This window comes from Mesorhizobium alhagi CCNWXJ12-2 (genome assembly GCF_000236565.1).
GTDB classification, from domain to species: domain Bacteria; phylum Pseudomonadota; class Alphaproteobacteria; order Rhizobiales; family Rhizobiaceae; genus Allomesorhizobium; species Allomesorhizobium alhagi.
The window spans coordinates 1-7256 of record NZ_AHAM01000329.1 but is presented as its reverse complement, the minus strand read 5'-3'; the positions used below and the strand labels follow the sequence as shown (position 1 = coordinate 7256).

Below are 7256 nucleotides of genomic sequence, written 5' to 3'. Positions count from 1 at the left end.
AGAGAGGGCGCCCGCCGTTCGGCGGCTTGCGGAAATCGTAGTCCGGCGCGGCGCGGAAGCGCTCGACGCTCGCCATGAACGGCGCAAGCGTGCGGCGCTGCGTGGCGTGGCGTGCGAGCATGCGACGCTTCGCCGCCAAGGCCTTTTCATCGAGCAGAATTTCCAGACTTGGCGCCGCCGGCTCGGCAGCAAAGTTCTGGAATACGGGATCGTCCGGGCCCGCATGATAGCAGGCGAATTCGATGATCTGCGGCGCTATACGTCCCTCCCGCCGCATTAGTCTGCAGGCTGCATCCACTGCAAACGCGGTGGCGTCGTGATCGGGATGCCCGCCCTCGAACGGATGCGTGCAGACGAAACGGATCTGGCGCGCGGCAAAAAGCCAAGCCAGGCGGCGGGCAAGCGATGCCATCGGCGCGCCATCGGTCACATGCGCGACTGTTACGTGCCTCAACGCTTGGAACTGGCTACCCAGCCCAGCCGTCTCGTCGTCCGGATGAGCGGCGACGACCAGGAGTTCCTTGCCGCCGGAGCCTTCGATCGGCGAAGAAAGCAGCCGCGCGAAGGCGGCCAGCGATGGGTGCACGGCCGCCTTGGCGCGCTCCATCGCCGTCGCTCCTCATGCCGCCGGAAGCCGCATGGGCTCATCGGCGGCGACACGGGCGCTTCCGGCATAGCGGCGGATCATCGCGGCGCAAAAATCGGCGAATTCCTCCGGAACCAGCGGCGCGCTTGTGTGATGCGGCATCATTCCGCGATGCTCCGGCGTGAAACAGAAGGTCAACGTCACGTCGAAATCGGCAAGCGCCTCCATCTGGCGGTCGAACCAGTCGAGCGCGTTGGGACGGAAACTGTCTGCCCAGGAGAGCCCGGTCCGCACATACGTGACGCCGAGCCGCTTCATCCAGCGAACCGCTTCTTCGAGCCGGTGATCCTCGAAATGAAACCATTGAGCCAATCCGACGTCCGGGGTGTGCCGCGCGAATTCTTCCGCCGCCGGCTTGGGCGAGCCGTCCTCGCGCAGCAGCCCCATGTAGAAATGGCGGTAGTAGGAGGAGCCTTCCGCCTCGCGGTGCCGTGTCGTCGCGCCCCAGGCCATCGGCAAATCGTAGAGACTGTACCATTGTATGCGCGACGCTTTGCCGATCAGCAGTTCTGCGGTTCGCTTCAGGCCCCAGAGCTGTACTTCCTCGGCGCCGAACGTCGAAATGCCGACCTCGCTCACCCAGATCGGCAAATCGGTCTCAGCCCGGATCTCGTCGAGCTTGGCCGGCCATTCGTGGATTTGCCAAAGGTTCCAGTCTAGCGGGAAACCGTGCACCGCAATCGCGTCGATATGGTCAAGCACGCCGTGCGACCGCAAGCGCTGCACGAACAGCGGATCGATGGGCGAGATGCCGCCGAGCACTCTGGTGACGCCTGGGTTTTCAGCTTCGATCGCGTCGCCGGCCATAATCGCCATTTCAGAGAAACGCAGCCATTCGGGATCGACTTCGGGGTCCCAATGCGACTTGTTGTTGGGTTCGTTCCAGATCATGGCGGCTTCAATCATGCGCTCTTTCCTTTCGCGGGATAGACTGCGCCGTCGTTCTCGTTCTTCTCGGCGAGCCGGCACAGATAGACCTCCTGTTCAGGATGGCCGACGATCTCGAAGCCGGCGCTCCGCAGCATTGCCTCGACGCAGGCGCGGTTGGGCACCCACCAGTTGGTGGGATCGTCGGCATAACAATGCTCGATGAAGTGAAGTTTTGGGAAATCCGGCTCGTTGAAGAGCTGGTAGTCCCAGAACGGGTAGTTCTTCTCCAGCGCCGCTGCTTCCGTGCTGCCGCGCTGCATGGACTGGAACACCATCAGGTCGCCCGTTACGTGCTCACGGATCAGGTCGAGCGCCAGAAGCGGGTGGCGCAGATGGTAGAGCACGCCCATGAACAGCACGATGTCGAAACGTTCGCCGAGCGCGCCGACGTCGTAGACGGACAGGCGGCGAAACTCGATGTCCATGTCCGCGACTTGGGCGGCAAACCGGGCCTGATTGAGATAGACCTCGTCGAAGTCGATGCCGAGCACGCGGTCGGCGCCGCGCTGCTTCATCTCGATCGAGTAGAAGCCGGCATTGCAGCCGATGTCGAGCACGCTCTTGCCGCTGAGGTCGGTGGGAATGGCCGAGGCGAATTTCTGCCATTTCACATAGGGGTAGTTGCCCAGGAAATGATCCGGTGCTGTCGCAACTCCGGCAAGGTCGATATTGTGGAACCAGGGCCCGAGCGCTTCGATCTGACGGCGGATTTCGATGCTGGAGAGTGGCATGGATGCTATCCGTCAATCGCGGAGATCGCGGCCGAGCCGGCGCGGTCACGGCCGTTTCCGCTCCGGCCCGCCGGGACGGCCACTGTCCACTCGTCCTCTGCATGGCTGAGCAGGTTGATGGCTTCGCGGTAGCCGTTGAATGTGCCTACATCGACATAGGCCGTGCCTGCCTTGACGCCGATCGCCTCGCCGCCTTGCGCCAGCCAGGCGTTGACCAGAGTGCCGATATACTCGTCGCGCCCGTCGCGCGCGCGCCACAGCGCCTTGAGTTCGTGGAGCACGCGGCCCGGCATCTTGAACGCGCCCCAGACCCAGTTGGATGCGGCGTCCAGCTGCTTGACCTGGATCTCGCGAACTTTGTCGTCCTCGTCCACCACCACCGCGTCGAAGAATTCGGGGTGGTCGACCGGAAACAGCAGGAAGGCCAGCCGGTCGTCAGGCAGCGCGCAAAACCCATCGGCGGGATACCAGACCGTGTCGGGCAGGCCGATCAGCACCGGCTCGTCGTCGCGCACCAGCGGCGCGGAGCGGAAGATGGCGTCGCATAGCCCGGCGGGCGTCGGCTGAACCACGAAGACCGCCGAGGTTTCGCCGTAGCCGCCCGCGTAATATTCCAGGATGTCTGATTTTCCCGGTCCGATGACGAAGCAGATCTTGTCGGCCCCGCCCTCGATCATGCGCTGGACCAGATATTCGCTTACGGCGCAGGGCCGCTCGACCACTCCCTCGACACGGCTGCCGACCGGCAAAAGTTCCTTGGAGAAGCCCAGCGGCTGAATGCGGCTGCCGCGGCCCGCGGCTGGAACGATACCCAGCATGTCACGCTACCTCTGAAATCTGGTGCGGCGGCTGCCGGGACTGGAAAGCGTCGGACAGGATTGTCTCGAATTCCCGGGCGCGTCGCTCGGACGTATGGTCGGAAAGAACCCGCTCGCGGGCGTTTCGTCCGATCCGTTTCAGCTCCGCATCCGACAGGTCGAGCGCGGCGATCACGTCCTCCGTTGTCCGCACCGCGATCACGTCGCGGCCGGGTTCGAAGAAATCGTCGAGGCCCTGCCAGATATCGGTGGCGATGGCCGCGCCGCAGGCCGCCGCCTCGAACAGGCGTCCGGAGGGGCACCAGCCCATCTGGGCCATGGCGCGCCGCGTGACGTTCAGCGTCAGCCGCGACGAGGCGTCGAAGGCCGGGTGATCGGGAGGGGGCAGGTGCCGGACAAAATGGATGTTCGGCGTCCATGGAAAGTCGTGGGGATAGAGCGCGCCGCCGATCACGAACCGACAATCCGGCCGCAATCCAGCCGGCGCTACGAGGTATCGCTCGACGTCGGCCTGCCGGTCGGCCGCATAGGTGCCGAGATAGGAGAGATCGCCGGCGAAGTCGGGCCGGGGCTCTGCCGGCCGATACTGGTCCGGATCCACATGGCCGTAAAGCGCCGCCGTCCGCCGCGCGCCGAGTGCGGTTTGAAGTTCGGTCAGCGCCGCGCCACCGGTATAGCTCAAGACCAGATCGAAGCCGCCGAGGCCATCGGGTCCGATATAGTCGGCCCTGCCGTCTTGCTTCAGATGCGAAAGCGTCACCGGCGTATCGAGATCGTAGAAGACGCGCAACGCCGAGACCGCGTCGAACACCAAGCCGGCCGCCGCAATTGCGTCCGGACAGTAGGAGGTGACTATCGCAACATCGGCATCCGCGATCTCGCGTTCGGCCTTCTGCCGCACCTCGTCCCAGTCGGCATAGAAAACCAGTTGCCCGCCGTCGATATGATAGAGGTCGCGCGCGCCGGCATAATAGGAAACGTCATGTTCGAAGAACGTCACGCGCCAGCCGCGCCGGGCCAGCGCGCGGATCAGGCCGCGCCAAAGCGTGGCGTGGCCATTGCCCCAGGAGGAACTGACGGTCAGGCCGAAGATGACGATCTTCACGTTTGCGGCTCCCTCTGATTGCTCACGCGACCACCTCGTTCAGCCCCAGCAGCTTGCCGCCCCAGTCGCCGGTGACGATCGCGGTAATCGATGCGGGCGCGACGTCGAAGCGGAAGCAGCCCTGCACCGGCAGGTCGAGATAGTGGCAGACCGCCGCCTTGATGATATCGGCGTGGCTCACGAGCACCACGGCTCCGCCGCGATGCTGCCCGGCCAGCGCTTCCATGCAGCCGACCACGCGGCCCTGCACGTCGAGCATTGTCTCGCCGCCCGGGGTCCTGGCGATGCTGCGTTCCTCGTTCCACCGCCGCCAGTCCGGATCGTCGTTCAGCTCGTCGAAAGTCCGGCCCGACCACTCGCCGAAGTCGATTTCGTCGAGAGCCGGATTGGCCCGGATCTCTCCGAACCCGCAGGCGCCGGCGATTGCGATGGCGGTTTCCTGCGTGCGCTCGCGCGGGCTGGTATGTATGGCGTCGAAGCGTTCGCGGCGCATGCGCTGCGCCAGCCGTGCGGCCTGCGCCAGACCGGCCTCGCCAAGCACGACGCCTCCGGACCGGCCAGCAAGAAAGCCGCCGACGTTGTCATGCGCGGCGTGCCGGACAAGGAAGAAGGTGGTGGTCATTCCGCCGCGCCGAGCAGCAGCTCGTCCTCGCCCGCGATGAAGCGCAATGTGCGCTCGCGGGCCTCCGCATCGGTGAATTGCTGCGGCGGCGACTTCATGAAATAGCTCGAAGGCCCTGTGAGCGCGCCGGAAATGCCGCGGTCCAGCGCCAGCTTGGCGCAGCGTACAGCGTCGATGACAACGCCGGCCGAATTGGGTGAATCCCAGACTTCGAGCTTCAGTTCGGCGTTGAGCGGCACGCCGCCAAATGTTGTGCCCTCAAGCCGGATATAGGCCCATTTGCGGTCGGTTAGCCACGGAACGTGATCGCTCGGCCCGACATGGATATCGCCGGCGGCCAGCGGAATATCGAGCTGACTGGTCACGGCCTGCGTCTTCGAGATCTTCTTCGATTCCAGCCTTTCGCGTTCCAGCATGTTCAGGAAATCAGTATTGCCACCGAAATTCAGCTGGTAGGTGCGGTCGACCCGCACGCCGCGCTCGCGAAACAGATTGGCGAGCAGGCGGTGAACGATGGTTGCGCCGACCTGGCTCTTGATGTCGTCGCCGATGATCGGCAGCCCGCGCTTCTCGAAGCGCCTGCGCCACTCAGGTCGCGATGCGATGAACACCGGGATGCAGTTGACGAAGGCGCAGCCGGCTTCCAGTGCGCGCTCGGCATACCATTCAGTCGCCCGCTGCGATCCGACCGGCAGATAGGAGACGAGCACGTCGGTTTCGTTGCGGCCGAGGATTTCGGTGACGTCGGCTACCGGCTCGTCGGCCTCCTCAATCTGGTCCTGCAGGTATTTGCCGATGCCGTCGAGCGTGTTTCCGCGTTCGATCCGGACCCCGGTCGGCGCCACATCGGCGAAACGGTAAGTATTGTTGGGTGGCGCATAGATCGCCTCCGCCGCATCCCTGCCGACCTTTGTCGACGCCACGTCGAAGGCGCAGGCAAGCTCGATGTCGCCGACATGGTAGCCGCCGAGATCGACATTCATCAGCCCCGGAACGGGCTCGTTGCCCTGCGTGTTGCGATAGTAGGTGATGCCTTGCAGAAGTGAGGAAGCACAGTTTCCAACTCCCACAACCCCAATCCGAACCTTTTTGGACTTCATGAAAATACCGCCTGTAGGCCGACTGAAATATGGGTTCCAGCCCGCCTAACCGCGACCATCCCGGTTTGTTCCCGGCCCTCCGTGGCCTCCAAAACGGCGACGCGGATTGCAGCCGCCCTCCCAGCTTGAGCCTCCACTTCAGGGCCGGCAAAACCCGGGAACATGTCGATGGCGGTTCAGTTCTAGAAACGGGCGGAGCCAATCAAAGGAGAAGAAAATGGCGAACGGCAGAGGAAGGTCCGGCGGAAGCGGATATGACAATGAATACGAGACCGAGGATCTGAGGTATGGCGGTCCTTACGAGCGAGGACGCCGGCCGGGCATGGGCGGTCAGGACTACGGCCAGCAGCGCGGCGAGCAGTTTTCAGGCGGCGGCTATGCGGGAAGCCGCACCTACGGCCAGAGCGACTATGCCCGCGGCGGCTCGCAGGGCGGCGGCTATGACGAGCGGAGCAGCGGCGGCGGGCGGTTTTCGAGTGAGCAAGGCGGTTATCGCGGCGGTGGCGGCTATGGCGGGCAGGAACGCTATTCCGACTATGGCGGGCAGGAACGCTATTCCGATTACCGCGGCCGCGAACGGTCGATGCGCTCTGGCGCCCCTGGTCGTTTCCATGGCGGCGAAGAGCGTGACTACGACCGAGGCGGCAGGGATTTCTGGGACAGAGCGAGCGACGAGGTCTCGTCCTGGTTCGGCGATCGCGAAGCCGAACGCCGCCGGGAGATGGACCAGTATCGCGGACGTGGGCCGAAGGGCTACACGCGCTCCGACGACCGGATCAAGGAAGACGTCAACGACCGCCTGACCGATGACGGCAGCCTCGACGCCACCGACATAGAGGTCGACGTGAACGATCGCGAGGTGACGCTTTCCGGCACGGTCAACAGCCGCTTCGACAAGCGACGCGCGGAGGATCTGGCGGAAGCCGTTTCGGGCGTCTCGCATGTCCAGAACAACATCCGGGTGAGGCAGAACGAGCAGTATACCCCCGGCGCGGCGACAATGCCGGTGCGGTGACGGCCGCAAATCAAAACCCCCTCCATCAGGAGGGGGTTTTTCGTCTATTGTTAAGCTGCCTAATTCCGGATCACTCCCGGAGTTGGAGGCAAGGTTTTCGCTGGCTAGTGTTTTTCTTGCGAGCCCGTCTTGTCGCGGACGGATTCCTCGGTCCGTTCGGCCGCGGACTTGAACACCTCGCTGACCCGGTCGGCCACGCTGCCCCGATCGTCTCCGGTCAGCCCCTGCCTGTCGGCCTCTTGCCTGGCCGCGCCATAGGCTTCGGCGGCCACGTCCTTGGCCTCCTCCA

General features: G+C 64.3%; 8 protein-coding genes and 1 pseudogene. 1 reads left to right on the top strand and 8 read right to left on the bottom strand.

What is annotated here, in order from left to right:
* The 7 genes from MAXJ12_RS32960 to MAXJ12_RS32930 all read right to left on the bottom strand — a co-directional run.
* Positions 1–607 (bottom strand): PIG-L deacetylase family protein (locus tag MAXJ12_RS32960; protein WP_008840578.1); only part of this gene is annotated, 607 nt, incomplete at its 3' end.
* 12 nt (positions 608–619) lie between these two features.
* Complete coding sequence (locus tag MAXJ12_RS32955; protein WP_008840577.1) at positions 620–1552, bottom strand: glycoside hydrolase 5 family protein; 933 nt, start codon at positions 1550–1552, stop codon at positions 620–622.
* Positions 1549–2307 carry a TIGR04290 family methyltransferase gene (locus MAXJ12_RS32950; RefSeq protein WP_008840576.1) on the bottom strand — a complete coding sequence of 253 codons (759 nt, stop codon included), beginning with the start codon at positions 2305–2307 and terminating at the stop codon, positions 1549–1551. The genes MAXJ12_RS32955 and MAXJ12_RS32950 overlap by 4 nt, the downstream gene beginning before the upstream one ends.
* 5 nt (positions 2308–2312) lie before the next feature.
* Positions 2313–3125, bottom strand: a complete 813-nt coding sequence (locus MAXJ12_RS32945; protein ID WP_008840575.1) for a nucleotidyltransferase family protein — start codon at positions 3123–3125, stop codon at positions 2313–2315.
* A 1-nt stretch (position 3126) separates the two neighbouring features.
* Positions 3127–4230, bottom strand: a complete 1104-nt coding sequence (locus MAXJ12_RS32940) for a CgeB family protein (RefSeq protein WP_008840574.1) — start codon at positions 4228–4230, stop codon at positions 3127–3129.
* Between the two features lie 22 nt (positions 4231–4252).
* On the bottom strand, positions 4253–4852 hold the full coding sequence (locus MAXJ12_RS32935; protein WP_008840573.1) for a histidine phosphatase family protein: 600 nt from the start codon (positions 4850–4852) through the stop codon (positions 4253–4255).
* Positions 4849–5952 carry an inositol-3-phosphate synthase gene (locus tag MAXJ12_RS32930; protein ID WP_008840572.1) on the bottom strand — a complete coding sequence of 368 codons (1104 nt, stop codon included), beginning with the start codon at positions 5950–5952 and terminating at the stop codon, positions 4849–4851. The genes MAXJ12_RS32935 and MAXJ12_RS32930 overlap by 4 nt, the downstream gene beginning before the upstream one ends.
* Positions 5953–6169: 217 nt before the next feature.
* Between MAXJ12_RS32930 and MAXJ12_RS36350 the strand changes: the two genes are divergently transcribed.
* The gene (locus MAXJ12_RS36350; RefSeq protein ID WP_008840571.1) at positions 6170–6967 is read left to right on the top strand and encodes a BON domain-containing protein; all 798 of its coding nucleotides are present in this window, start codon (positions 6170–6172) and stop codon (positions 6965–6967) included.
* A gap of 104 nt (positions 6968–7071) precedes the next feature.
* Here MAXJ12_RS36350 and MAXJ12_RS37990 read toward each other — a convergent pair.
* Positions 7072–7256 (bottom strand): annotated as a pseudogene (locus tag MAXJ12_RS37990) (hypothetical protein); the annotation flags it as partial.